Raw genomic sequence first — 25,856 nt, forward strand, 5'->3', positions numbered from 1 at the left:
TGAATCTGAATCAGACATTCAACAGGTGGTTTTGAAGAAGAAATAGACGAGAAAATCGCGCAAAGGAAAGAACGGCATGTTGGGGCCATGAGGTCTGAGCAGCAACAAATAGCCAATTGAGCAGGACATAGACGATTAGAGCACAGAATAATTGCCCATAGACCGCATTTTCAGTCATGCCCAACAGCGTTGGAATATTCAAATGTTGCTTGATCCAACGAAAGAAGACTTCAATCTGCCATCAAGCCTTATTGATCTGTTTCGACCCCCTGAAGGGGTTGCCCATTTTCTGCTCGTAAAGCGACATGAAGTTTAATACCTGCACGCTCTCCGTGATAAGGAGCCCAATGGATCGATAGCTACCCCATTGTTCCAACGCAGCCATGCACCAGTATTGGAGTAAATGGTACACCGTAAACTTGCGGGCTTTGTCTTCATAACCTATTAACTTCACAACCCTTTGAACTTCTTCAGGAGTCAGCATGGATTGAAGGATAGATGTAATCGTGATAGAATTTCTCATAAGATCGTCTTCTTTCGGATTCGTTTGGATGGTACCAACGATTCTGCAGAAAAGACGATCTTTTTTCTGCCATTTTGTGGTTATTCAACAGGCGTGCTACTATATAGGGGTATTAGTTTATATAGCGTGTAAAAATCGTGTGTATAATTTGTGTAAACAGGTGTATTAATCACACCTTTTTCTAACGTTTTCTATCGTAACCCCAATAAAATAAAAAACGCCTCAAACCCTTATATATCAAGGATTTGAAGCATTTTTAATTTCGTTCAAACTTTACATATCTGAACTCTTCGACGTCCCAGGAGGGATTCGAACCCCCGACCGACGGCTTAGAAGGCCGTTGCTCTATCCAGCTGAGCTACTGGGACAAGATGGTGATCAATAAACCTTATGTATTCAGCGCATTGATTATTATATCACATTTCGGGCAACTGTCAAAAGCATTTTTTCATGATGTAGAGAAGTGGACTGCAAAAGGAATCATTTGGACGCTAACGGGGTATTATGTACAAAGAACCACGCATAAAGGGGGGTTAATCCGTGAGAAGTCTTTTGTCATCACTTTGTTATTTCAGCATTTTCTTCGCACCTTTTCTAGTGCCTGTCATTGTGTGGATTGCAGTACGGGACGAATATGTTCAGGGACATGCAAAAAAAGCTATTTTATCGCATATTTTCCCCATTATTGCAGCGATTCCGCTAGTGTATTTTATTATAACGTCGAATCATGCAGGTTCAGTGATCGGGTTTGTACTGCTATTCGTAGTGGTCTATCTCGGGGTTTTTGTGTATAACATCTACAAAGGGATTATGACGCTGCGTGAAGCGGCTTAGTTCAAAAAGAAGCCTCCTACATACCGCAAATTTGGCGGGATACGGAGGCTTCTTTAGGGTCATTTTTGATAAGTTGCTGTTGCTATTTGGTTCAATGGCTGCTTATTTATTCCCAAAGCGTTTAGGACTTCTCCGTACTTCATGTCTTACGTTTTTCTCCAGCACTTCTTCCGCGAACTCATTGTTATGAATATAACTGCTGCCTTTATTTTTCTTATAATTCGCTTTGCCGTCTATGATCTCCCCCTCCTTTCACGCTGATCCGGCGATGGCGCCGGGGCCCAAATCAACAAAAGCCGAGGCATAGCACACCATATCCTCATGTCCCGAACTCCTTGGCGAACTCTGTGCTGAGCTGCCCATAGGAGAGCAATTCTTTTTTAAACTTCTCTCGCTCCTCACCAGCAGTAATGTGTGTAGAGTCGGTAAAAGCCTTGTCTGTCACTTCCTCAAATGCCGAATGCAGATTATTGTCGTACCAATCCAGCTCCAGATCGGCGTCATTGCGGATGATCCGTACCATGTCATACTCATGCTGACCATCCGTCTGATCCTTGGCCGTGATATAGACCAGCAGTTCCGGGTCATCTGCGGCACCGGGCCGCACCTCTACCTCAGCGCAGCGCACTCCGTCAAGTTCAGTGAAGCGGCGTATTTTGGCATCTTTGATGTAGTACATGGTCTCCCTCCTTCCTTGCGAGTAGACGGGTTGCCCCATCTGTAGTTTTCGGAACGGACAGACATTTTATGCTTCTTTTCGGCATATATACTGATGAACTGGGGATTTAGTTTTTGATTCATTCCAACACTGGATGAACACGACAAAGAGAGGATGAACAGACATGTGCGGAATTACAGGTTTCATACAGTGGAACGGAGACTTAATGCATCAATCTGAGCTGCTGCTGAATATGACACAAACGCTCTCCGATCGCGGACCGGATGCTGCGGGTACCTGGATATCCAACCCGTGTGCCTTCGGACACCGAAGACTGAGCGTTATGGACCCGGAAAATGGTGCTCAGCCCATGATCCGGCAGCTGGAGGATATCACTTATACGATTGTATATAACGGGGAAATATATAACGCGCCTGAGCTGAAAAAAGAGCTGCAACAGCGCGGGCATTTTTTCCGTACACAATGCGACACGGAGGTTCTGCTCGAATCCTATATCGAATGGGGTCCCGAATGTGTGAATCGGTTAAACGGCATTTTTGCGTTTGCGGTCTGGGATAGCGAGCGGGAGCAGGTATTTCTGGCACGGGATCGGCTGGGAGTGAAGCCGCTATTTTATAGCCAAACCGAAGAAGTATTCGTATTTGGCTCAGAACCCAAAGCACTGCTCCAGCATCCAGCGGTAGAGGCAGCAGTGGACGCCGAGGGATTGGCCGAAATTTTTATCATCGGGCCTGCACGTACCCCCGGACACGGCGTCTATTCGTCCATGAAGGAGCTACGCCCCGGGCATACGCTAACCTACAGTCGCGATGGCGTGCGCATTCAAGCCTACTGGACACTGGAAAGCATTGCACATGAGGATAACACCGAAGAAACGGCGCTTAAGGTACGAGAACTGTTGCTGGATACGGTGGAGCGGCAGCTCATTTCGGATGTTCCGGTGTGCACCTTATTGTCTGGCGGGCTGGATTCAAGTGCTCTATCCGCATTGGCTGTCGATTATTACAATCGTACCGGGCAGGGACAAGTTCATACGTATTCGGTCGATTATGTGGATAACGACAAGCATTTTAAAGCCCATGCGTTTCAACCCGGAGCCGATGCCCCCTGGATTCAGCGGATGGTGGATGAATTAGGGACAAATCATCACTGGATTGAATTCGATACGCCAGAAGTTGTAGCAGCTCTGAACAACTCCACGCTAACGCGGGATTTACCCGGAATGGCGGACGTGGATTCGTCACTGTATCTCTTTTGCCGGGAGATTAAAAAAGGAGCTACGGTCGCTATTTCCGGCGAGGCTGCGGATGAAGTTTTTGGCGGATATCCTTGGTTCCACCGGGAGGATATGCTGAATTCGGGTACATTCCCGTGGGCAGTTGCACCCGATATGAGAGCCAGTCTGTTGTCTCCTGAGGTACGGGACTGGATCAAGCCGCTGGAGTATTTGAACGATCGCTACTCAGAAGCGGTAGGAGAAGTGCCGAAGCTACCAGGGGAAACAGGAAAAGCTGCGCAGATGCGCGTCATGTCCTATTTGAACATCACCCGCTTTATGCCTACTCTGCTGGACCGCAAGGATCGGATGAGTATGGGAGCCGGACTCGAAGTGCGTGTTCCGTATTGCGATCATCGATTGGTGCAATATGTATGGAACATTCCGTGGAGTATCAAGATGACAGGCGGACGTGAAAAAGGTATTTTGCGCAAAGCGCTGGAGGGCGTATTGCCGGATGATGTGCTGTATCGCAAAAAAAGCCCATATCCCAAAACGCACAACCCTTCCTACCTTGAGGCTGTGAAAAAACAGGCGCTGCAGCTGCTGGATGATTCCTCTTCCCCACTGCTCAAGCTGATCGATGCGCAAAAGGTACGCGATATTGCCGCCTCACCGGAGGCATCAACCAATCTGCCTTGGTTTGGTCAGCTGATGTCGGGTCCCCAGTTGTTTGCCTACTTGGCCCAAGTGGATAACTGGTTGCGCACTTACAAGGTAGCTATTCGATAAGACGAAATATTAAAAGGCTATCCGCAGCTCATGACTGACGGATAGCCTTTTTCGTTATGTGAATGGGGGGAGGATTTCGCCCCTGTTACCAATGCTATGCCTGTGGATTACCCAGCTTTGTTGCCAAATCACGCAGAGCTATCCCTCGGTGACTGATAGCCTGCTTTTGTTCCAACGTCAGCTCGGCCATTGTCTTTTCAAACTCTGGCAAATAAAACAGCGGATCATACCCAAACCCGCCGCTGCCGGCGGTTTCAGTAGTAATCCAGCCCTCCACAGAGCCTGTCGATTCCAACGTCTCGCCAGTCTGCGGATTATATAGAATCAAGGTACAGACGAATTGAGCCGGGCTTAGCAAAGGCTGTCCCGTATCATCACCCAGCTGCTTCGATTCTAGAACGTCGAGCAGCTTAATATTGTTTTCGTGATCGCTGGCACCTTCTCCAGCATAACGGGCAGAGTATACCCCCGGTGCACCGTCCAGCAAGTCCACGCAGAGGCCGGAATCATCGGCCAGTACGGGCAATCCGAGCACATCTCCAACCGCTTTAGCTTTTTTTAGTGCATTTTCGGCAAAGGTTTTGCCATCTTCAACGACATCAGGAATGTCGGGATAATCGTACATGCTTCTGACTTCCTTGCCAAACGGTGCAAAAGCATGCGCAAATTCCCGCACCTTTCCTTTATTTTTCGTAGCGACAATGATGACTGGGCCATCTAGCTGCATTAGGCGCCAGCTCCTGTACGTCCAGCACCAATCTTATCAGCAATCGGTCCAAGCACTTCTTTTTGGCGCTCGATCATTTGCAGTATCCCTTGTTCGCCCAAGCTAAGCAGTTGATCCAATTCATTACGGTCAAATGGGCTTTCTTCACCTGTACCTTGCAGCTCAACATATTTTCCACTGCCAGTCATGACAAGATTCATGTCCACTTTGGCCTTGGAATCCTCTTCATAGTTCAGATCCAGCAACGCTTTTCCACCAACAACCCCTACACTGACGGAAGCCAGAAAATCGGTAATTGGAAAAACAGGCAGCTTGTGCTGGGTGGCAATTTTATTGACCGCAATCGCCAACGCCACGAAAGAACCGGTAATTGAGGTTGTGCGTGTTCCGCCGTCCGCCTGAATGACGTCACAATCCAACGTAATCGTCCGTTCACCAAGCGCCGGCAAATTGACCACCGAACGCAACGCTCTTCCAATCAGACGCTGAATTTCCATCGTACGGCCTGTCAGCTTGCCACGCGCAGCTTCACGCTGATTACGGCTATGAGTCGCACGCGGAAGCATGGAATACTCTGCGGTCACCCAGCCTTTTCCTTGTCCCTTCATAAAGGGTGGTACGCGTTCTTCTACAGTAGCCGTGCAAATGACTTTCGTCTCGCCAACCTCTATAAAAACAGAGCCCTCCGCGTACTTATTTACTCCTGCTGTCAATTTCATCGGGCGCAGCTCATCACCGTTTCGTCCGTTAGATCTACTCATGCTTTTTCCTCCTACGTCGTATGCAACCTGTTCTTATATGTTTATTTTACCAAAGTGTGCAGGCAAAAGCACCCCAAGGACGATTCCCCGTCCTTAAAGAGGAATTTCGTTAATGTGCTGCGGCTTGGCTACAGGCTCTCCGTAATTTTGATTATTTTGTCCAATCACGCTTTTTTCACCATTTAGTTCAATCCGAATTTTCGTTTTGACCGCATCCTCTGAATTGTCTGCCGCTGTCAGCACAACCGATTCCAAAAATTCAGCAGGCACAGCTTCTCCCTTAGCAAACATATCATCCGAGAGCGATACCGTAATGACGTTGTCTTTGGAGCGTTCTACCGATTTCAGCGCCGTCTCCCCTGTCATCACTTCTTGTAACCCATCTTTGGTCTGCGGCCCTTGAATCAATTGATGCAGTGCTGACTGGACGCGATCTTTTTCAGGGCTGACCAACCGTGTTACAGGTACATAGTATTGAACTCCAGCAGGAGAAGATGAAGAGAAATACACAGTGACTGGACTGGAATCCAGTGGTGTTACGCCATGACCGATCTCCAAGTTAATACCTACTGCACGTGTCAACGGATGATCCAGCGGTGTGCCGCCAACAGGCATTTCGTTCAGCTTTTTGCCCTCCACCCAGATCTGTATGCTCTCAATATCAGGACAGTCGGTCAGGGTCCAGGTCAAGCTCTCCATTAATTTTCGTTCATCCTGTGGCTTATAGTTGGCGAAAGATTTGTTGAATTCGACAACAGCCAGCTTGTTGTTCTTATCCACCGTCACACTTTTCACTTCCGTACCTTGGGGGATTACACCTTTAAATCCCTCGGGTAATAATCCGGCATATGGCCCGCCCTCAACCAATGTTTCCAGTGCTGATTTGGCATCTGCCTGCACATCCCCTGTAGCCATCGGTAAAGATACCGGGGCCAGCAAACCGTTATGATCTTGCAAAAAAACAGCCCTCAGTTGCCCTGTACTGGCGGGTGCTTTTCCGGTTACAGCCTTAATCATGGACTGCTCTGTCGTGGACGGCGGGGGGTCAATGGATGCCGATTCGTTGCCGAAAAGGCTGCAGCCTGACAACAACAGGGGTAGGGATAGCAGTCCAGCTACAGAGGTCATACGCCATGGGTGTTTTATATTCATAAGTGAAGTTCCTCCCTAACAATTTTGTACAGATTGTACTAATATGTATACAAGCCTCGCGTAAAAAATAACTACTTTTTCAGCAGACTGGACACACTGGTCATAATTGCAGTAGAAATCAGGATCTATACGAGGAGGAGAAATTCAACTTTATGGACAAGAAAAAAGCACCATACAGCCTGAATAGTAAAAAGGTAGCCGATGCCACCCGCGAGTTGCTGCACAAGCGTGGCGTTAACTTGACTGAAATCGCAGAACTGGTCATGCTTTTACAGAAAAAATATTACCCAACCCTAACGATGGAAGAATGTATGGAGAATGTGGACAAGGTACTGATGAAGCGCGAGGTTCAAAATGCCGTGCTCACGGGCATCCAACTGGATATCCTTGCCGAACAGGGCGCTCTTCTTCCCCCATTGCAGGATATGATTGAAAATGATGAGGGATTATACGGGGTGGATGAAATTCTGGCCTTTTCCATTGTAAATGTGTACGGCAGCATAGGATTCACCAATTACGGTTATGTCGATAAACTCAAACCAGGTGTGCTGGAACGCCTGAATGATAAAAGCCTCGGGCCGATCCATACGTTCCTGGACGACATTGTGGGCGCTATCGCAGCTTCGGCCAGCAGCCGTATCGCCCATCGCAAACAGGCAGAGCGTGAGCAGGAGCTTGGGGAAGAAAGCGCACCGAATACAACACGTTAAACAACACGCTAAATAACAAACAACGCGTGGGAATATAACAGATATATAAGGGTTAGAGGAGAACTAGACATGGCAAACATTACTGAAGGGTATGCATTCCGTACGATGCAGGCTAATGATTATGATCAAGCCATTGAGCTTTGGAATGGCTTAGACGGATTAGGATTAAGCGAGGCCGATTCACCGGAGCGGATTGCACGCTTTTTACAACGGAACGAAGGACTTAGCTTTGTCTGTGAGTACAACGGAAACATCATAGGCACGATTTTAGCGGGTCACGATAGTCGCAGGGGGTTTCTGTATCATCTGGGTGTAGCCACAACACATCGTGGTCAAGGAGTCGCGCCCAGACTGGTGGATAAAGCGTTATCTGCTTTGCTGAGAGAAGGCATTGATAAATGTCATCTGTTTGTGATGGAGCATAACGCAGGGGGTCAACGCTTCTGGTCAGCTAACGGCTGGGAGAAACGGGATGGAATTTTACTATACTCCCGAGGGCTGGAATAGGATCTAAGCGCTTGTTCTATACAAATTGGAACGCCGGGTCTGATTCAAGTCGAGCTAGAAACGATCAGACCCGGTGCATAAAACTCACAACATATTCATTAGCAATCCTAACATTTCATGCTCAGACTACCTTCATTCATAAATTACAATCAATTTTTTGGACGCAGTGCACGTTCTACAATTCCCAGCGTGGATTGACGAGAGAATAACCGGGACACCTGAGCTACCCAATAGTTCTGGCGACCGGAAATGATGTGACTACGCCCCTTTTCAAATGCTCTCAACGCGTTCTTCACAACGGTTTGGGGAGTTTCCCTAATCCCAATTGATGCTTCACTTGCGCCAACAATATCAAAAAACGGCGTTTCTGTTGAGCCTGGACAAAGGGCCAAAACTTTAAGCCCCCGTTTCCGATTTTCGGCCCATAGCGCTTCAGTAAAAGAAAGCACAAATGCTTTGGTTGCTCCATATACGGCCATATAAGGATCGGGCTGAAATGCGGCTGTGGAAGAAACATTGATGAGTCCCCCATCCCGCTTACGCAATAAATCAGGCATAAATGCATGTGTGATGTCGACTAAAGCAGCCACATTGAGCATCACTTCCTCATGCTGTCGTTCTCCTGAAACCTGCTCAAAGTATCCATAGGTGGCAAAACCCGCGTTATTAATCAAGAGATCTACCTTTAGTTGTTGCTTTTGAACCTCCTGATGCAATGTTTGGGGTGCTCCTGGTGTGGAAAGATCCAGCGCAATCACCGTTGCTTTTACGTTATATTTAGCTGAGAGTTCTTTAGCCAGCGTCTCTAATTTGGTTTCATTGCGTGCTACCAAAATGAGATTACATTTCTTAGCTGCGAGCGAATAGGCAAAGGCCTCGCCAATACCGGATGAAGCCCCTGTGATCAGAGCTGTTTTATTTGCGTACATAAACATGATGATAACCTCCATAGTATCGTTGTTTTATTTTAGAAACATTGTTACCACTGCTGTATAATGAACTGAAGTCATCTACTATGACGACCTCAGTACACTTCATATTTACGATGGGGATGAGGATGTGTTAAATGCTACGAGCGTATTCTTCAGTGTAAATGCATACACTCCTTGAGCCATATCTACATCTGAAAAATGACCTGCAAACTGAAGATGTATGACTCCATGTAAAGCAGACCAAAACATCCGGACAACCAGCAGCGGATCATGCTCTTTCAATGCTCCCTGCTCCATACCGTGTGTGACGGTGTGCAGAATTCGTGACAATGCCGTTGTGGTACCCTCCAAGCTCTGTTCATCTGGCTTGAAATCAGATAATGCCCCGCCAAACATCATTTTGTAATAGGCTGAATGAAGCTGCGCAAATTCCCAGTACGCCCAGCATAGAGCTTCAAGATCAGCGAGTACGCTCTCGGTAACAGGTACTTGCTGGAAGGTTTCAGCCAATAGCCGACATCCATCCAGGTACATCTCATTGGCAAGACCATCCTTGCTGCCAAAGATACTGTAAATAATTTTGGTGGAACAGCTTAATTTCTGGGCAACTCGTCGCACGGTCACGGCCTCTGGCCCTTCTTCCGCAAGAAGGATGCATGCGGCATCGATGACATTTTTACGTAGCAATTGCTGCTGCTGTAGCTTCACTTCCGAATAGGTTTTATAGGGATGCGATGGCTCGGACATGATTGAATGCACTTCCTTTTGCTTATTAAAAACTGTTGCTTGTTGCTACTATAATAAATTAAAGAACTACACAAGACTTTCAGGAAACATCGTTTCCGTTAAGAACCATAGTATTCTAAGCCTGAGTATTTGTCAAATAAAAAAAGAAACACAACAAGTAGGTACACTTACCGCGCTCTGGTTGAATGCTTAAAAATGAAGCTATGTTTGGCGTTCCACGATCAGTAGGCAATGCCTACCCGTGTACGGATAAATTCGTAACTCTTGCATTGACGATAGGTAAAATCAGCCGTATCCGCGGTGGTAATTTGTGAGCCGCCTTCAGGCAAAAAATCTTTTTCCACACGATAAATCCCTGTCCGCGCTCCATCCGGCAGATAGGTTGGACATACAATTGTCCAGTCTAGTGCCGATTCACGTAGCAATTCGTACACTCGCAGATGTTCCTCGGCCGCACGAGTACTGCGTCGCCGGGTCTCGGAGGACTCATATCGATACAGGTCCGGTTCGGTCCGGCTTTGCAAAATCCCTGCCGTTCCTACCGTAATAAGCCGGGAAATAAACTGCTCCTGCATGACTCGGATCAGCAGGCCTATACTAACGGATAAGGTAGTCGTTCCATCTGTATTCAGCGCACTGATCACAACCGTCGCCCCACCCTTCAGTGCTTGTGCTACGTCCTCTGCATTTGTGGCATCGCCTTGTACGATTTGCAGCTGATTCCCGTATCCGGGTGCGTAATCCTCCAGCTTGTCCGGTGAACGAACAAGGACAGTAACGGCATGACCGTCCGCTAATGCATAATCTAATATATACCGTCCTACGCGTCCGGTAGCTCCCAGCAGCAGCAAATTCATAAAATCCTCTTTTCCGGCATGAATGCCGCTTGTCATGTTGCTTCGTCATGTCACTTGTTGGATAACTTTCCGAGACTATTGACGGCAAAGCGGATAGAAGCGAGTGATGGGGTCCGTCTCGCTCATAGAGACCCGTTCACGGCGCACCAGCTCCACCAGATGAGCCAGCGTCTCGGACATGGCAAACCTTAGCTGGTGAATACCCAGCTTGCCACCGAACATGGCAATGCACAGCTCATAGGCTGTGCTGCCCTCCGGTTGGATCAGCTGCTGGAATTTATCCAGCCGTTCTTCATGATGCGCCAGCAACGCTTGCGTCCGCTCCCGAAAATAACCAAACGAATTGCGGTGCCCCGGATATGCCCACGCTACCTCCAGCTCGCCTAGACGCTGCAAACCGTCTACATAAGACTTCAACGGCTGGGCATCACTGTCTGGCAGCAGACTGATATTAGGAGAAATCTGCGGCAAAACTGCGTCACCGCAGAGGATAACGCCGCTATTCGGGTCATATAAGGACACATGTCCGGGCGCATGTCCTCCTGTCTCGACGGGCAGCCAACTGCGTTCACCCCATTCCAGACGAGCGTCCATTCCGGTAGGAATAACGGTAATCTCAGGCTGCGGATTCACTTGCAAATATGCCTGCCGCATATGTAATTCCAAGGCCGACACTTGCTCCAAAGGAAAGCCATGCTGGACAAAAAAGCTGGGAAGCCTGTTCTCCATAGCGACCGTCGATTCTGGTGCGTCCCACATCATCATCGCTTCCTTATGGCTTCGAGCTGACATATGTACACGAGCCTTACTTTGCTGCTGCATCCAGCCCGCCAATCCGTAATGATCGGGGTGATGATGAGTTACCACAATGTCCGAAATATCCCCAAAGGACATTCCCAGCTGTTGGAAGACATGCGCCCATTCTGCCTCGGTGTCCATATTGCGCGGCCCCGGGTCTACAATCGTAAAACCGTGCTCTCCCTTGAGCACATAGCTATTCACCCAGCGCAGCGGAAAGGACATGGATATTTTGACCTGAAAGCCTCCGTCTATTCGCTCACACGGTGTAAGCTCTGGCATTTTCATGGCTTCCATCCGCCTTTCTGTTTCAAGCCCGCACGCCGACAAAAATCATTCGAGGCGAAGCATCTTCGATATATTGATCTTCATTATAGCTTCCATGTACCTGCTCTACAGATAGTCCGGCTTGCTCTAGCAATCCACGAAACTTCTCATATGGATATAGCTTCACTCGTTCATGATACACGCGCGCTGGTTCTCCCTCAGTAGGAGTCGTGCCCAGAGCAGAGGCTGCCTCAGTGCCCGTAACGGATGCAGCTGACCGAATCGCAATTTGCTTTTTCACAAATCCATCTTCAATGACCCGATGCTCCTCAATCCAATTCCCTTCATCCTCCCGTGACGAATGCGGTACCAAATGAGCGGTTACGTAAGCAGGGTTCAAATAATCTATGATAAAGCGTCCCCCCGGCTTCAACAACCGATATATTTCCTTTAATACTTTAAGCTGCTCCTCATCCTTTTCAAAATAACCGAAGGAGGTGAACAAATTCATCACTGCGTCATAGCTTTCATCCAGCGGCACCTCTCTCATATCCCCTTGATGCCAACTTACCCGCCCTTCGGAATCAGCTGCACGAGCCTCTCTCAGCAACACATTGGAAAGGTCTACACCGGTCACCTTATAACCTGCATCTGCGAGCGCAAGCGAATGACGGCCCATCCCACAGCATAAATCCAATACGCTGGAGCCTTGCGGTAATTTGAGCCAGGAGATCATTTTTTGCACTTCCTGATAGGCTCCCTGAAAGTCGCGATGCTTGTATACCAATAAATAATCTTCCCCAAAGCTTTGCTCGTACCATTCTGCCATACCGTTTCTCCTCCATGAACTCATTTTCACTCTATTACATACTATATTAGCTTTTTCAAACTGGAAACTCAAAAGCATTACGAATAAGGGTTTTGCAAAATCCTGAATAAGGAAACATGTTACAATAACCGTATTTGAGCTTAAATATTCATAGGAACTTCATACCAACTTCATGTGATTCACCCCATTTTATCATTAAAATGATTCATGGGAACGCCTTTAAAAGTTTTCATGAAGGAAAGGAGCGGGGAAATTATGATTCAAATTGGACTTACGGGTTGGGGCGATCACGATGACTTGTATCCAACGGGTACCAAAGCTAACCAAAAACTAAGTATCTATGGAAGCCATTTTCCGGTAGTAGAAATGGATAGTTCTTTCTATGCGGTGCAGCCCACAGATCGTATGGCACGCTGGGCGGCGGAAACCCCTGACTCTTTTTCATTTCTCGTCAAAGCCTACCAAGGCATGACTGGACATACCCGCGGCAAGCAGCCTTACTTCAAAACAATAGATGCCATGTACGAAGCACTGCATGCATCGATACAGCCTCTTCACGAAGCGGGCAAGCTCAAAGCCGTGCTGTTTCAGTACCCACCCTGGTTCGACTGTACACGTGAGAATGTCGCCATACTGCGAGACACAAAAAATAGGATGGGAGAGGTCCCATCCGTACTTGAATTCAGACATCAAAGCTGGTTCACACCCGATTTTCGGAAACAAACGCTGGCATTCATGCGTGAAGAAGGCTGGATACACAGCGTATGCGACGAGCCGCAGGCAGGACCAGGGTCGGTTCCCATTGTGCCGTTGGCTACAGACAGCAATCTGACAGTCGTACGTCTCCACGGACGGAACATATCGGGCTGGAATCAAAGCTCCGCGCCTAATTGGCGGGAGATTCGTTATCTGTATCGGTACAATGAACAAGAGTTGACCGAATGGAGAGACAGATTGCTAGAGCTGGAGCAGCAAAGCCGTGAGGTGTGTGTTATTTTCAATAACAACTCAGGTGGAGACGCCGCTGCTAACGCCAAGCAGCTCATGACCATGCTTGGCATGGACCCTAAACCTTTTCCCCCTCGCAAGCCACCCGAAGAGGATAACGGGCCGGAGCAGCTTGAACTATTTTGAGGAACGGGCTGAGGGTGGGGAGTTGGAAATTGCCTCCTTGAGCTTGCATGCATTATCCAGTAAATACGGGTCGTCAGGTAAATAGCGTAAAGCGGTTTGGTTATGCTCATACGAAGCGTCCAGCTGACCTACATGGGCATAGCAATGGCTGAGCCGCACATGAGGTAACCAGGAGTAGCATGGTAGTGGAACAGGTCGCATACCCGGAAGGTGATGCTGTTGCTCCAATGCCTTTTCGTACCAGTATGCCGCAGTGCTCCATTCGTTTCTTGTGAAAAACCAGTCACCGATCATGCAGCACAAATCAGATTGCGGCACACCGTATCGAAAGGAGCGTAACAGACGATCCAGCTGTTGCTCCGGCTTCCCAAGGTGAAGATAGCATTCCGCCGACCGCACACAAGCATAAATCCGATCCTCACGGTAGCCGCTCGGCTCCTCCAACAGATGATTGAACGCCTCTACCGCCTCGGCATATTCTTTACGGTCAAAACATTCATTCGCGTGCAAATACAGCAGACGCCCCTCCAGCTTGCCGTTTTCGCTGATCCACCGGGCGAGAATACGTTGGTTACGGAGCGTGTGGTCTTGCATTCGGCGGTGAGTTACTGCCACATCCGAGTGAAGGATTTGCCCCTGAGGTATCACTAGATCCTCATGCAGACGCCCTTCCCAGCGGTATTGTCGCTCACGCTTCACGAGACGGATACGGCGTGAGGTGAACAACAGTTCACCCTGCTCCCCCTCTGCCAACTGAAGTGGCATTACCACTGCGTCGATATCCATAGACAAACGCTGCTTCAAGGCACGCAGGCGCTCACGGTCCGGCTCCAGCAGCACATCGTCCGCATCCAGCCACATGATGTAGGAGCACGTCGCCTTGTCAAACGATTCATTACGAGCGGCTGCAAAATCATCCCTCCATTCAAACGTATATAGCCGATCCGTATAGCGGGCGGCTATCGACTTCGTCTGATCCGTCGATCCCGTGTCCACAATGATGATTTCATCCATCAGGTCTGCGACCGAATCCAGACAGCGTGCCAGTGTCTGCTCCTCGTTTTTTACGATCATGCACAAGCTGATAGTCATTGGATGCTCAGTCATGACTTCACGTCATCCCCTTTACCTATGGCTGATTCTGCCGTGGTTTTTCCGGTAGACTCACCAGCAGTATATGCACCGCTCCTTTCAGCCTGCGTCTTGTCTATCTGTTCGGCACGTGCATACCTTTGCAACGGCAAAAGTTGTTCCTCCATATGCCGGATTCGCTGTACCGCCTTGTCGAGTGCTGCCTTTCGCTGATTCATTTTGCGAACATGCTGCTGCTCCACCAGTCGAAACTGCTCCTCGTCCAGTTTCATCCACTCATTCAGATGCTCTACCTTTGGTTTGGCCTCACGCAGTTCTTTCGACTTCTTGCGGCCTGCAAAGCACAAATATTTGTGATGCACCTCCAGCGCTTTTTCATCAAAATAAGGATACAACACACGGGAGAGGCTCCCGGCATAGTAAGTCCGCTTGTGATCATGAAACGGATGGTATCCATAAGGTACAGATAAGACGAGCGTTCCCTTTTTATTCAACAAGCGATAAGCATGAGCCAGCAGAGTGTCGGGGTGCGCAAAATGTTCCAAAATCTCGCCTAAAATAATGGTGTCAAATCCACCGGGAGGGCGCTCAAATTGTGAAATGTCCTTTAGCTGAAAGTGGACTCTTCCCCGGACGGGTGTTGATTCCTGACGAAGTTCTTTTTTTGCATAAGAAATACTGTCCTCTTCCAAATCAATGGCCGTTACCTCAAAACCTTCCCGCGCAAGCAAAATGGAAGTTATGCCCTGACTGCACCCAACATCCAGCACCGTATGGCCCTGTACATGGCGGCAAATCCAGTGAATTCTATTGCGGGTGGCTTCATGAGATTCCTCCGAATTGATCTGCCCGTAATAACGTTCGTTTACCTGATCACGGTTAGCCAACAGCGGCGCCCCCTCCATCACCGGGATGTCCTAAGATCACGACATGTCCACCTGTGCAATGCACAGTCGCATTACGTGTATCGAAGACCAGTGGGGCATGGTCGACCAGCTGTTGGTAGTCCACCACAGAATGGTCTGTCGTGATGACTACAATATCTGCACTTTCCCATAGCAGGGCATTTGCTGTCTGAGATGGAATTGCTTCACCGTTCAGCTTAAAGCTCGATACATACGGGTCGGTGAAGCTCACCGAAGCTCCCATTTTTATTAGATGTTCAAACAGGACAAGAGCTGGGGATTCCCGAACATCATCAATGTCCTTTTTGTAGGCCACACCTGCCAGAATAATTTTGGCCTTGTCTATGGCTTTACCTTTCTGAGCGAGCATGGCTTCAATTCGCTCCGCGATATACAGCGGCATACGCCGATTCATGCGATCTGCCAAGTCCACGAATTCCAGTGGAAAACCATGCTGCTCGGATTTCCATGACAAATATAGTGGATCAACCGGGATACAATGCCCCCCGATGCCAGGTCCCGGATAAAAAGGCATATAGCCGAATGGCTTGGTTGCCGCTGCATCCAGTACCTCCCATATATTAATGCCAATTTTCTCACAGGCGGCTGTCAGCTCATTGACCATTCCAATGTTGACGCTGCGGAACGTATTCTCAAACAGCTTGGCGGCTTCCGCTACGATTGTCGAGCTGACCGGTACAATTTGATCCAAAAAGGACCCATAGAAACCTACTCCCACTGCCAAACAATCTGGCGTGCAGCCGCCGATCACCTTGGGTGTGTTGCGAATGTTAAAATGAACACTGCCCGGATCGACACGTTCCGGTGAAAAACACACATAAAAATCTTTCCCCACCGTCCAACCCCTGCGCTGCTCTATCACCGGACGAATCAATTCCTCAGTCGTCCCCGGGTAGGTGGTGCTTTCCAGAATCAACAGTGTCTGTCTACGCAAATGAGGTATGGCCTGATCAATAGCCGTTTCAATATAGGACGTATCCGGTTGGTGTCCGTCCGTCAGTGGCGTAGGCACGCAGATCACGACGATATCCGCATGCTCCAGTACCTTGATATCCGTAACCGGATGCAATTGCTGCCCGATCAGACCTTCCAATGCATCATCACCAATGTCTATGATGTACGACTTTCCTTGAAGCAGCTTGGCTACTTTGACGGGATCGGAATCCACACCATATACATCATAACCAGCCTTTGCCATTTCCACTGCCATGGGCAGCCCTACATAACCGAGGCCGATTACCGCAACCTTTACAGTTCCTTTAGTTATTTTTTCCATAAGCTGCAAAATACCCACCTCTTTCATCGTTACTCCATGCCTCGCAGTAGCTCAGCAATTCCAGCGCGATCCATTAACTCATCGTCCGAGCGATATTGATCAAAGCTCACTCGTTCCAATCCACCGTATTGGCTCAGTAAGCGCTTGTCTGCTTGCTGGGGAAGAATAACAAAATAGCGATCATCATAGCGATACGTATGCGGCACCTCATAGGGCGAAATCAGCACCTCATGCAGCTTTTCCCCACCACGTATACCAATCTCCTTCACTTTCAACGCAGGCTGACCCGCCTGTTCTTTCATCACTTCTGCCAGATCTGCAATATTGCAGCCCTTCATTTTCATCACAAGTGTCTCTCCCCCAATCGCCGTGACAGAAGCCTTCAGCAGCAAGCCAATCGCTTCTCCGAGCGTGAGGAAAAAGCGTGTCATATCTGGGCTCGTCAGCGTTAAATCCTGCCCTTCCGCGATTTGGCGCTTGAAAAGAGGCACGACACTTCCACTCGTCCCCAACACGTTGCCGCCGCGAATACACACAAAGCGAGTACGCTCACTTAAAGTGTTGGCGCGGATCATCAGTCTTTCACCTATCGCCTTCGTCATGCCATATACATTCACCGGATCTACAGCCTTGTCTGTAGAGACATCAATTACCTTGGCGACTCCCTGCTCAATGCTGGCCCGGATCACGTTTTCCGTACCGTGTACGTTCGTCTTGAAAGCCTCTTCCGGCTGTCTCTCACACACAGGGACATGCTTTAATGCCGCCAAATGGAATACATAGTCCACTCCGCGACATGCCTCCTGCAATGCCTGTAGATCTCGAATATCTCCAATCATGAAATTCAGGCGAGGATCAGATTGAAACTGCCGCTGCATGGCAATCTGTGCAAATTCACCGCGTGAGAAAATACGAATTTCCGCCGGTCCCTCCTTCAGCAATTCAGCCGTTAGGCGTTGCCCCCAAGATCCCGTTCCTCCGGTCACCAGCAGTTTTTTTCCTTTGAACAATATAATCTCCTCCTGACCGTTACGAATTGGCAATACCTGTTCCCAGAAATTCAGCCAACACAGCATTCATTTCATTCTCTGACAGCCGATCCTTTACCGGCACTTTTTTCACAGAAGTATTTGCGGCATGAATGACGTTCACATAGTTGCGAAGCGGAATGACCTCATGCGGCAGCTCCGTTACATATCCGTGCGTTCCTTTCCCAGGAATGACGACACGGTAATCATTTAGAAAATCCTCCACTTGATAGCGAAACACATAAAAAGAAGGCGAACGGTGAAACACCGGTGCCATCTGCCCCTCAACCGCATCCCACAGGTAACCCATCTGGTTCACCAGCGCAACCGTCTCCGGTTGAAACTTGTAATCATGCAACTGTTGTACAAATGACTGGTGATACAAATCGTCGGAATCTATTCGAGCAATGAGCAGTTCGTCCGCACCTTCGATGTACGCATGGATACGACGTTTACTTTCGATGCTCGTACCAAAACGGATGTGGTGGGGAATGGGCTCATGTCGGGCCAGTTCCTCTTCCACAATGTCACTGCATCCGCCCGCCAGCTTGACGACAGATAAGAAATCCGTATTCGTCTGACTGAGCAGACTGCGCAGCGTAAAGGTTCTGAATATATCCAGTCGCTCACTGATCCACTCACGTGTCAGGCGGTTGGGATTCATCCCATAGTTATTAAAATTAATTTCAATTACAATCTTGCGATTCATTGATCTTCCTCCCTTTCAACCGTCTTCTCTCAAGTTATGAAGACGCTCCCGAAACGGCACGTACAGATGCAACGAATCTTGTAAAAATAGGTAGAATCCAAAAAGAATAGCCGTTCATACAAAAACCTTTTCGCTTTCGACATATGATAGAATACAAAGTTTTTTACTCCATCTGAAAAGTTGAACAAGCAGGAACGACAGGGAGGTAACATGATATGACGAATCCAAAGTATCTGGAGATTGACGAGGTACTGAAACGATTGAAGCTGGCACTCGATCAGCACCATTCCTTTTCGCTCATTCGTATTGGGGATGGTGAAAATTTGGTGTTGTCGCAGGACACCGTCTGGCCGATGGAAAAGGTATTACAGGAACGTTGGGCGGTCAAAGCCAATCTCGGTCAAAAGGGACTGTTTCTACCGAATACGGAACTACGGGACGCGGTGGCTGAGGCAGTGAGCAAAGCCAGCATTGTTGGCATTTTGCCATATGATGACGAATCTATTAAAGCACCATCCTATATGAAGCGGGAGCTGACCGATCAGGTCTTTGCTCACTATGCTCTTTCCCCCGCGCTGACCTGTCACGCCTGCCTGAATCGGTATTTGGCTGAGACACCCGCTTTCTGGGACATGCTGAAAAATCGACGCATTCTGCTGGTCACCCGGACGGCCGCTGAAGCAAAACCTGTTCTTGAGGCCGATCCGTACAAGCTGCATATCGCTCACACGCTGGCATTTCATCAATATGAACAAATGCCTGAAACACTTCAATGGATCGCAGCACACAAAGATGACTTTGATATTGCGCTGTTCTCTTGTGGTGTCAATGCAGTCGTGTTAGCACAAAAAACAGCAGAGCTAACTGGCAAAATAGGTATAGACTTCGGCAAGGCGATTAATATCGTCATGTTTGGCAAAGCTAATTAATAGATAAAATAATATTTGTGAAAAAATCCACTTAGAAAGTAATCTTTGCTCCGTATATCAAAAAGCACCCGCAAATTGAAATTTGCGGGTGCTTTTTGATATCATATGTTGTCCTAAGTCCATGATCGAAAAGAATAATCCATATAAAGCCTTGGACCCTTGCTTGTTTAGAAATAGAATTTGAGATTCCCTGTCACTTCTTTTACAATATTACAGAAACTAGCATTCATTTAGAAATTATGAGGAGGATATCGAAAATGTCACATAACAAGAGATTGAAGACATACCCACTTGCTAAAGCAAAGCATGTAAAGGTTCATGGTCGAACTACGCAAACACGTAAACCTCTTACTCTGTTTTGGACAGGCAGTGGCATTGAATTGAATATCAAAGGCTCAGAGCTGTGGATTGAAATTGAAGCCGATTACCAGGTGTATGAGTCCTGGATCAGTATCGTCATTAATGGTGTCCCGATGAGTCGCCTGATGGTGACCGCAGGACGGCATTGGATCTGTCTTTTGAGAGGGTTGAACCCTGACACGGTCAAAAATGTCCGTATAGTCAAGGATGTCCAGCCTATGAGTTCGGACCCGCGCTGCTTGTTGCAAATTCATGCCCTGAAGGTTGACGGGGAATTGCTGCCAGTCCCTGATAAGCCCCTCAAGGTGGAATTTATCGGTGACAGCATTACCTCGGGAGAAGGAACGATTGGAGCGAAGGACGAGACAGACTGGGTTCCCATGCTGTTCACAGCACTGCGCAATTATACAGCCATAACAGCTGAAGCACTGGATGCGGACTACCGAGTGTTTTCACAAAGCGGCTGGGGTGTCCTAACGGGCTGGGATAATAATCCGGATACGAACATACCGGCATATTATGAGCAGGTATGTGGTGTGCTGACCGGTGAGAGAAATGAAGCATTAGGGGCATTTTCAGATCATGATTTTACCTCATGGCAGCCGGACGTGGTCGTGGTAAATTTGGGGACTAATGACGGGGGAGCCTTTTATTCTCCTGCATGGACGGACCCAGAAAGCGGGAAAGTGTACAAGCAACGCTTGAACGAGGACGGCACATTCAATGAAGAAGATTTACAAGCTTTTGAAAGCGCTATCGAATGTCTTCTTGTCAAGCTTCGGAATTGCAATCCTGCTGCTCATATTGTATGGGCCTATGGGATGCTGGGTACTCCTATGATGCCCTCAATCTACCGAGCGGTAGACGCATACAAGAAAAGAACGAGGGATCGAAATGTGTCGGTATTTCAACTACCTAACACGACGGAAGAAACGATAGGATCTCGCAGCCATCCCGGGCTCTCCGCCCATACCAAAGCGGCAGATGAGTTGACAGTGTATTTGCGAGAGATTCTTAAGAAATAGAATCCGAGAAGCACAATCAACTCTGTAGAACACGCTTATAAAGGTAATTACAACAACTAGGTCATTTGTGCTCTGGGTGTTGTTGAGAATTATAGCCACGAGTCTGTAGCAGATGTCTGTCTATGCTCGTGGCTAGTTAAGCTTCGGCGCAGCGTCCTATTCTAGGAGAACCACGAACAGGCAGCGAGCATTTACCAAAGAAATATTCACCTGATATATTTACAAAAACGGAGTCGAAGCGATGCCCGTGAATACCTCTGGACCATTACGTACAGTGGTTGATACACCAGAAATATAAGAAGAATATACTGTTTGTATTGCCCAGGGAGCAGACAGATCCTGTGCATTAAAAGCTTGCGTTTCATTAGATCCAGTCACACCCAGTACCCCCTCGGCACGGTAGACTATCTCACTCGGATCATAGTCGGCTCCACGCACGATTTCAACCGCATACGTATCGCCAAGCTCACCGATCAGGCCAATGGAACCACTAAAAGTTACAATTGGACCCGGCACAAGAAAGGTTCGCAGGGTAATTAAACCGAACCGCTCTGGTATAGGACCCAGCTGTATATCGGGACCCTCACCTGTTTTTGATGAATTGGTGGAGCTTCTCATATCCAGAAAAAAACCCATACCTTATCCCTCCAAATTGCAAGATACTCCATGCTATGCAAGAAATTTTTTAGCGTATTGGACAAATTAGTAATAAATCTATCAATTCAGCTCAAAATAACCGATAGTAAATACATATGGTATAAATATTAGAAATGAATATGTAGATAGAAAGCAGGGGTTTGATGAAACAACTGAGACGATTCAAAACATTAACACTACGAAAGAAATTGACAGCAGCATTTCTACTGGTCATGCTTGTCCCTAGCATTATTGTAAGTACTTTTTCTTATCAAGCAGCTTATAACCAAACGGATCGCCAATTACTTGACAGTGCGACAACTAGCGTTACCTCATCTGATCGTGCAGTTACTCAAACAATACAAGCCAAAATCGCTGATCTCGAATATTATTCTACGACGATGACGGCTAGTGATAACAGTGCTGAAGCAGATGAAGACATCCTGAAGAGGTTGCAAGTTTATTTGAAAATGCATGCCGAAGCCGTTGATATGTTTGTAGGAACTCCCGAAGGTAAACTCATTATCGGCAAAGCCGTAGGTTCAACAAACGATCCTCGTGAGCGTCCGTGGTACAAACAGGCCATGGAGAAACCCGGACAAACTGTAATCAGCCCTGTCGGACTGAATACAGCTAAGGTCCCCGTCGTATATATTTCACGTACACTTCCCGACAACAGTGGCGTTCTCGGTCTTTCGCTGAACCTGAATAATTTAAAAGAAATCACAAATTTAAAAATCGGACAAAATGGCTATATTATGATATTAGATGGTACCAAACGTATCGTTACCCACCCGACAGAAGTCAGCGGAAGTACCAAAATGGGGGATACGATACCCAAATTGTTTGCCTCCAAAGAAGGCAGCTTTAGTTACGATCTTAATGGTGTAGACAAACACCTGATTTTCAAAACCAATACGCTGACAGGCTGGAAAATTGCCGGAACGATGGACAAAGCAGAAACCAGTGCCTCCGCCCAACCGATTCTTATTACAACGATCGTAGTGTTGGTGATTGCAGCCATCATCATTGGTGTGCTCGCACTGTGGATAATCAGCAGTATACTTAAGCCTATCCAAAGATTACGTAATTCTATGGATGCCATCAGCCAAGGTAATCTTTCAATTAACGTGGCAACGACCAGCACAGATGAAATTGGTGAACTATCAAGATATTTCCAACAAATGGTAGATAACCTACGCAACATGATTAGAGAAATTCAAGCGCTGACAGGTAATTTGTCGGCTTCCTCGCAAGAGCTTGCAGCAGGTGCCGAACAAACGACTCGTGCCATTGAGCATGTGACCATAGCCATTCAAGATGTGGCCGCAGGCAGCGAACGCCAAGTGAACAGCGCTAAAGATAATCAGCAACGGGTTAGCGGCATGGCAACAGACATTACCGCGATGACCGAAACCATGACTGAAATGACCACTTACTCCACACAGGCCATTCAGGCGTCGGATGCAGGCAGTGAGCATATCGGCAACAGCGTCGTTTCCATTGATGGTATTCGCACTACCGTGGAAGAACTGGATACGATTATCAGTGCTTTGAGTGACCGGTCTGGACGAATCGGAACGATTGTCACTGTCATTACGGAAATCGCCAGTCAGACTAATCTGCTCGCATTGAACGCCTCCATTGAGGCAGCACGCGCAGGGGAGCATGGCAAAGGTTTTGCTGTCGTGGCGACAGAGGTCCGCAAGCTGGCTGAAAACTCAGCTTATTCCGCACAACAAATTCGTGAACAGATTCAAGGGATACAGAGCGGTGTATCTGAAGCCCTGGTTGCCATGGAATCCGCCAAGGAACGTGTAAGCGAAGGTATCAATTCCATAGACATGTCCGGTCGCTCCTTCTCTCGCATCCGTAGAGCGGTAGCCAAATCAGCGAAGCAGCTCGATAACGTCGCAGCTTCTACCGCTGGCGTCGCAGATGGAACGAGTACAGTCGTTAGTAGCATGGAGGAAATTACACGCATCGCTGAAGAAGCGGCATCCCATACGGAGACCGTGTCCGCAGCCGCAGAGGAACAGCTCGCCTCCATGGAAGAGATCGGTTCGTCTGCCGCAGACTTGACCCGTCTGGCAGAGCAGCTTCAAGATTTACTGACACAATTCCAATTAGATGAAACAAAATAACCGTTCCAACCGATAAATACAGAGAAAGAGTCTTCACAATGAGGGAGGGTTGGAACATGGATATCGCAGCATTATCAACAGGTATGAGTCAGGCCAGCTTGGCTCAAGCTGTAAGTGTGAAGGTATTAAGTATGGCTAAGGATCAGGCCAGTGAACAAGGACAGGCTTTAGTGCAGATGATGGAAAAAAGCGTACAGCCTCATCTTGGCGGTCAACTGGACATTCGCGCATAAGTGCTTTCATATGCTTGGTTAAGAGCGATTCTGCTCAGGTCTGGACAGACCCGGGTAGAATCTTTTTTTTATCTCCCTATTTTTCGTTCAGTACAAAACGTAGTAAACTAGACATATCGTCCACGGCCTTGGTTCGGAGGATAGCGCAACATTCACACGATTTACATTGAAAAAGGAGGATACATAGTTTATGAGTTATTCTGAATATTTTGAAAAAGCCAGAGAGCAACAACTGGGGGAGTTACAGGAGTGGTTGTCCATTCCAAGTATCTCAGCATTATCGGAGCACAAAAAGGACATTAACCAAGCAGCTGAGTGGCTGGCGGCCAAACTGACTGCTGCCGGTCTAGAAAACGTTGAAATCATTCCAACCAAAGGGCACCCGCTGGTATATGCCGATCATTTGCACGCACCTGGTAAACCAACGATTCTCGTGTATGGACACTATGATGTACAACCCGTAGACCCGCTTCACCTGTGGGAAACGCCGCCGTTTGAGCCATCCATCCGTGATGGAAAATTGTATGCGCGCGGAGCGACAGATGATAAAGGACAGGTTTTTTTGCACATTAAGGCAGTTGAGGCTATTTTGAAGCAGGAAGGCACATTGCCGCTGAACATCAAATTTTGCATTGAAGGCGAGGAAGAAGTGTCCAGTCCGAACTTGCTTGAGTTTTTGCAAACTGGAGCTGAACGTCTGGCTGCGGATGCTGTACTGGTGTCCGATACTTCCTTGATCGAAAAAGGAAAGCCTGCCATTTGCACAGGTTTGCGTGGTCTATGTTCACTGGAAGTCGCCATTCATACGGCGAACACAGATCTACATTCCGGCTCTTTCGGTGGCGGCGTGCCGAATGCCCTGCACGCTCTGGTGTCCTTGCTGGCAACCCTGCATGACGACAAAGGCGGCGTAAGCGTCGAAGGATTCTACGACGATGTTGCTCCATTATCGGCAGAGATGAGAGAAGAATTCGTGAAGCAAGGCTTCAATGAGAGCAAGCTGCAACAAGATCTCGCACTTGATTCCCTTTATGGCGAAGAAGGATTCAGCTTCGTTGAGCGTGTTGGGGCGCGTCCGACACTGGAGCTGAACGGCGTATACGGCGGCTTCCAAGGGGAAGGCACGAAAACGGTCATTCCGAAAGAAGCTCATGCTAAAATCACGTGCCGCTTGGTGGCTAACCAGAACCCGCAAGACATTCTGGACAAAGTCGAGCGCCATTTGCGCGCCCATGTTCAGGCAGGAGCTACTCTGGATATTCAACAGGGTGAAAAAGCGAACGCCTTTAACATCGACCCGTCACACGCGTTTCTGCAAGCGGCAGCCGATGCTTTTGAGAAGGTATACGGTGTACGTGCCCTCTTTACCAAGGATGGAGGCTCTATCCCAATCGTGGAAACCTTCTCCCGTGTGCTGACTGCCCCGGTCGTGCTGATGGGCTTTGGCTTGCCAGATGAGAACCTGCATGCGCCCAACGAGCATTTTAATTTGGAGAATTTCGACAAGGGTCTGCTGACGATTGTAGAGTTTTTGAAATCGGTGTAAGCACATGACAACTTCTGATGACTAAGTTACACTAGAGAGGGCGAAAGCCCTTTCTATTTTTTTTGAGGAGCGCTGCACAATATGATTATTCAGTTCATTCGTTTACGGTAATGTGAGGTACAGTTCATGTAAAACTCAACCATTTTTTCAAAAAATGCGTTGGGTTTATTTGGCTGTACCTTTTTCATTCACCAAATACGAATGAACGGGGTGCTTTTCTGTGTCCAAATGGAATAAACACGAGATAAAGGCTGGCCTGATTGGGAAGCATCAACATCTCTTTAGGTGTCCTCTATGCTCTCAACCAATGCGTATGGTGGAAGGTAAAAGCCTCCTATGTACGAATCATCATTGCTATGATCTTTCAAAAAACGGGTATTTACATTTAGCCGCCCGGTCCTATAAGACCAAATATGATAAACAACTATTTTCCTCCAGAAGAATGATGTGCAATAGCGGATTTTTTGATCCCTTAAATGAAATGATA

Annotated in this window: 26 protein-coding genes, 1 tRNA gene and 2 pseudogenes; 11 read left to right on the forward strand and 18 right to left on the reverse strand. The window is 47.9% G+C overall.

Going from position 1 to position 25,856, the window contains the following annotated elements; genetic code table 11:
- Positions 1-10: 10 nt before the first annotated feature.
- From T3H97_RS26465 to T3H97_RS20105, 3 genes and pseudogenes are all read right to left on the reverse strand, one after another.
- A pseudogene (locus tag T3H97_RS26465) lies at positions 11-241 on the reverse strand (IS4 family transposase); the annotation flags it as partial.
- Positions 242-523 carry a hypothetical protein gene (locus T3H97_RS20100; RefSeq protein WP_328800675.1) on the reverse strand — a complete coding sequence of 94 codons (282 nt, stop codon included), beginning with the start codon at positions 521-523 and terminating at the stop codon, positions 242-244.
- A gap of 294 nt (positions 524-817) precedes the next feature.
- Positions 818-891 (reverse strand) — tRNA-Arg (locus T3H97_RS20105).
- A gap of 172 nt (positions 892-1,063) precedes the next feature.
- Here T3H97_RS20105 and T3H97_RS20110 point away from each other — a divergent pair.
- Positions 1,064-1,357: a magnetosome magnetite crystal formation protein family gene (locus T3H97_RS20110; protein ID WP_328800676.1), complete on the forward strand. Its 294-nt coding sequence runs from the start codon at positions 1,064-1,066 to the stop codon at positions 1,355-1,357.
- 319 nt (positions 1,358-1,676) lie between these two features.
- On the opposite strand, the gene T3H97_RS20115 is transcribed toward T3H97_RS20110, so the two are convergent.
- Positions 1,677-2,036 (reverse strand): hypothetical protein, encoded by a 360-nt coding sequence (locus T3H97_RS20115; protein ID WP_328800677.1) that lies wholly within the window; start codon positions 2,034-2,036, stop codon positions 1,677-1,679.
- Positions 2,037-2,199: 163 nt separating this feature from the next.
- Between T3H97_RS20115 and asnB the strand changes: the two genes are divergently transcribed.
- A complete protein-coding gene (gene asnB, locus T3H97_RS20120; protein ID WP_328800678.1) occupies positions 2,200-4,044 on the forward strand; it encodes an asparagine synthase (glutamine-hydrolyzing) in 1,845 nt (614 codons plus the stop codon).
- Between the two features lie 94 nt (positions 4,045-4,138).
- On the opposite strand, the gene T3H97_RS20125 is transcribed toward asnB, so the two are convergent.
- The 3 genes from T3H97_RS20125 to T3H97_RS20135 form a co-directional block, all read right to left on the reverse strand.
- Entirely contained in the window at positions 4,139-4,771 is a 633-nt protein-coding gene (locus T3H97_RS20125; RefSeq protein WP_328800679.1) for an XTP/dITP diphosphatase, read from the reverse strand.
- Entirely contained in the window at positions 4,771-5,532 is a 762-nt protein-coding gene (rph, locus tag T3H97_RS20130) for a ribonuclease PH (RefSeq protein WP_328800680.1), read from the reverse strand. The genes T3H97_RS20125 and rph overlap by 1 nt, the downstream gene beginning before the upstream one ends.
- A gap of 93 nt (positions 5,533-5,625) precedes the next feature.
- Entirely contained in the window at positions 5,626-6,684 is a 1,059-nt protein-coding gene (locus T3H97_RS20135; RefSeq protein ID WP_328800681.1) for a GerMN domain-containing protein, read from the reverse strand.
- A 152-nt stretch (positions 6,685-6,836) separates the two neighbouring features.
- Here T3H97_RS20135 and T3H97_RS20140 point away from each other — a divergent pair, with 152 nt between their 5' ends.
- Complete coding sequence (locus T3H97_RS20140; RefSeq protein ID WP_023990028.1) at positions 6,837-7,394, forward strand: phosphatidylglycerophosphatase A family protein; 558 nt, start codon at positions 6,837-6,839, stop codon at positions 7,392-7,394.
- A 69-nt stretch (positions 7,395-7,463) separates the two neighbouring features.
- Positions 7,464-7,901, forward strand: coding sequence for a GNAT family N-acetyltransferase (locus T3H97_RS20145; RefSeq protein WP_328800682.1), 438 nt, complete (start codon positions 7,464-7,466; stop codon positions 7,899-7,901).
- 149 nt (positions 7,902-8,050) lie between these two features.
- Here T3H97_RS20145 and T3H97_RS20150 read toward each other — a convergent pair whose 3' ends face one another.
- The 5 genes from T3H97_RS20150 to T3H97_RS20170 all read right to left on the reverse strand — a co-directional run bounded on the left by T3H97_RS20150 (position 8,051) and on the right by T3H97_RS20170 (position 12,331).
- A complete protein-coding gene (locus T3H97_RS20150; protein ID WP_328800683.1) occupies positions 8,051-8,836 on the reverse strand; it encodes an SDR family NAD(P)-dependent oxidoreductase in 786 nt (261 codons plus the stop codon).
- 105 nt (positions 8,837-8,941) lie between these two features.
- Positions 8,942-9,580: a TetR/AcrR family transcriptional regulator gene (locus tag T3H97_RS20155; protein WP_328800684.1), complete on the reverse strand. Its 639-nt coding sequence runs from the start codon at positions 9,578-9,580 to the stop codon at positions 8,942-8,944.
- Positions 9,581-9,801: 221 nt separating this feature from the next.
- A complete protein-coding gene (locus tag T3H97_RS20160) occupies positions 9,802-10,437 on the reverse strand; it encodes an NAD(P)-dependent oxidoreductase (RefSeq protein WP_328802855.1) in 636 nt (211 codons plus the stop codon).
- Positions 10,438-10,512: 75 nt separating this feature from the next.
- On the reverse strand, positions 10,513-11,523 hold the full coding sequence (locus T3H97_RS20165; protein WP_328800685.1) for an MBL fold metallo-hydrolase: 1,011 nt from the start codon (positions 11,521-11,523) through the stop codon (positions 10,513-10,515).
- A 22-nt stretch (positions 11,524-11,545) separates the two neighbouring features.
- Positions 11,546-12,331: a class I SAM-dependent methyltransferase gene (locus tag T3H97_RS20170; RefSeq protein ID WP_274482489.1), complete on the reverse strand. Its 786-nt coding sequence runs from the start codon at positions 12,329-12,331 to the stop codon at positions 11,546-11,548.
- Between the two features lie 255 nt (positions 12,332-12,586).
- Here T3H97_RS20170 and T3H97_RS20175 point away from each other — a divergent pair, with 255 nt between their 5' ends.
- Complete coding sequence (locus T3H97_RS20175; protein WP_328800686.1) at positions 12,587-13,465, forward strand: DUF72 domain-containing protein; 879 nt, start codon at positions 12,587-12,589, stop codon at positions 13,463-13,465.
- On the opposite strand, the gene T3H97_RS20180 is transcribed toward T3H97_RS20175, so the two are convergent.
- The 5 genes from T3H97_RS20180 to T3H97_RS20200 are packed head-to-tail and all read right to left on the reverse strand — an operon-like array spanning position 13,457 to position 18,496.
- Positions 13,457-14,572 carry a tetratricopeptide repeat-containing glycosyltransferase family 2 protein gene (locus T3H97_RS20180; protein WP_328800688.1) on the reverse strand — a complete coding sequence of 372 codons (1,116 nt, stop codon included), beginning with the start codon at positions 14,570-14,572 and terminating at the stop codon, positions 13,457-13,459. The genes T3H97_RS20175 and T3H97_RS20180 overlap by 9 nt on opposite strands.
- Complete coding sequence (locus tag T3H97_RS20185; protein ID WP_328800689.1) at positions 14,569-15,444, reverse strand: class I SAM-dependent methyltransferase; 876 nt, start codon at positions 15,442-15,444, stop codon at positions 14,569-14,571. The genes T3H97_RS20180 and T3H97_RS20185 overlap by 4 nt, the downstream gene beginning before the upstream one ends.
- The gene (locus tag T3H97_RS20190; protein ID WP_328800690.1) at positions 15,437-16,786 is read right to left on the reverse strand and encodes a nucleotide sugar dehydrogenase; all 1,350 of its coding nucleotides are present in this window, start codon (positions 16,784-16,786) and stop codon (positions 15,437-15,439) included. Before T3H97_RS20190 ends, T3H97_RS20185 begins: the two co-directional genes overlap by 8 nt.
- A gap of 2 nt (positions 16,787-16,788) precedes the next feature.
- Positions 16,789-17,769, reverse strand: a complete 981-nt coding sequence (locus T3H97_RS20195) for a polysaccharide biosynthesis protein (RefSeq protein ID WP_250240170.1) — start codon at positions 17,767-17,769, stop codon at positions 16,789-16,791.
- Positions 17,770-17,788: 19 nt separating this feature from the next.
- Positions 17,789-18,496 (reverse strand): glycosyltransferase family A protein, encoded by a 708-nt coding sequence (locus T3H97_RS20200; RefSeq protein WP_328800691.1) that lies wholly within the window; start codon positions 18,494-18,496, stop codon positions 17,789-17,791.
- A 215-nt stretch (positions 18,497-18,711) separates the two neighbouring features.
- On the opposite strand from T3H97_RS20200, the gene T3H97_RS20205 reads away from it, so the two are divergent.
- Positions 18,712-19,425: a GT-D fold domain-containing glycosyltransferase gene (locus T3H97_RS20205; RefSeq protein WP_328800692.1), complete on the forward strand. Its 714-nt coding sequence runs from the start codon at positions 18,712-18,714 to the stop codon at positions 19,423-19,425.
- A 257-nt stretch (positions 19,426-19,682) separates the two neighbouring features.
- Complete coding sequence (locus tag T3H97_RS20210; protein WP_328800693.1) at positions 19,683-20,810, forward strand: SGNH/GDSL hydrolase family protein; 1,128 nt, start codon at positions 19,683-19,685, stop codon at positions 20,808-20,810.
- A 219-nt stretch (positions 20,811-21,029) separates the two neighbouring features.
- Here T3H97_RS20210 and T3H97_RS20215 read toward each other — a convergent pair whose 3' ends face one another.
- On the reverse strand, positions 21,030-21,446 hold the full coding sequence (locus T3H97_RS20215; protein ID WP_250240175.1) for a hypothetical protein: 417 nt from the start codon (positions 21,444-21,446) through the stop codon (positions 21,030-21,032).
- Positions 21,447-21,610: 164 nt separating this feature from the next.
- On the opposite strand from T3H97_RS20215, the gene T3H97_RS20220 reads away from it, so the two are divergent.
- The 4 genes and pseudogenes from T3H97_RS20220 to T3H97_RS20235 all read left to right on the forward strand — a co-directional run.
- Positions 21,611-23,590: a methyl-accepting chemotaxis protein gene (locus tag T3H97_RS20220; RefSeq protein WP_328800694.1), complete on the forward strand. Its 1,980-nt coding sequence runs from the start codon at positions 21,611-21,613 to the stop codon at positions 23,588-23,590.
- A 56-nt stretch (positions 23,591-23,646) separates the two neighbouring features.
- On the forward strand, positions 23,647-23,823 hold the full coding sequence (locus tag T3H97_RS20225; RefSeq protein WP_023990044.1) for a YjfB family protein: 177 nt from the start codon (positions 23,647-23,649) through the stop codon (positions 23,821-23,823).
- 190 nt (positions 23,824-24,013) lie between these two features.
- Positions 24,014-25,369 carry a dipeptidase gene (locus tag T3H97_RS20230; protein ID WP_328800695.1) on the forward strand — a complete coding sequence of 452 codons (1,356 nt, stop codon included), beginning with the start codon at positions 24,014-24,016 and terminating at the stop codon, positions 25,367-25,369.
- A gap of 220 nt (positions 25,370-25,589) precedes the next feature.
- Positions 25,590-25,745: pseudogene (locus T3H97_RS20235) on the forward strand (putative RNA methyltransferase); the annotation flags it as partial.
- Positions 25,746-25,856 lie beyond the last annotated feature (111 nt).

It is taken from the genome of Paenibacillus sp. LX16 (assembly GCF_036252815.1).
Lineage (GTDB): Bacteria > Bacillota > Bacilli > Paenibacillales > Paenibacillaceae > Paenibacillus > Paenibacillus polymyxa_B.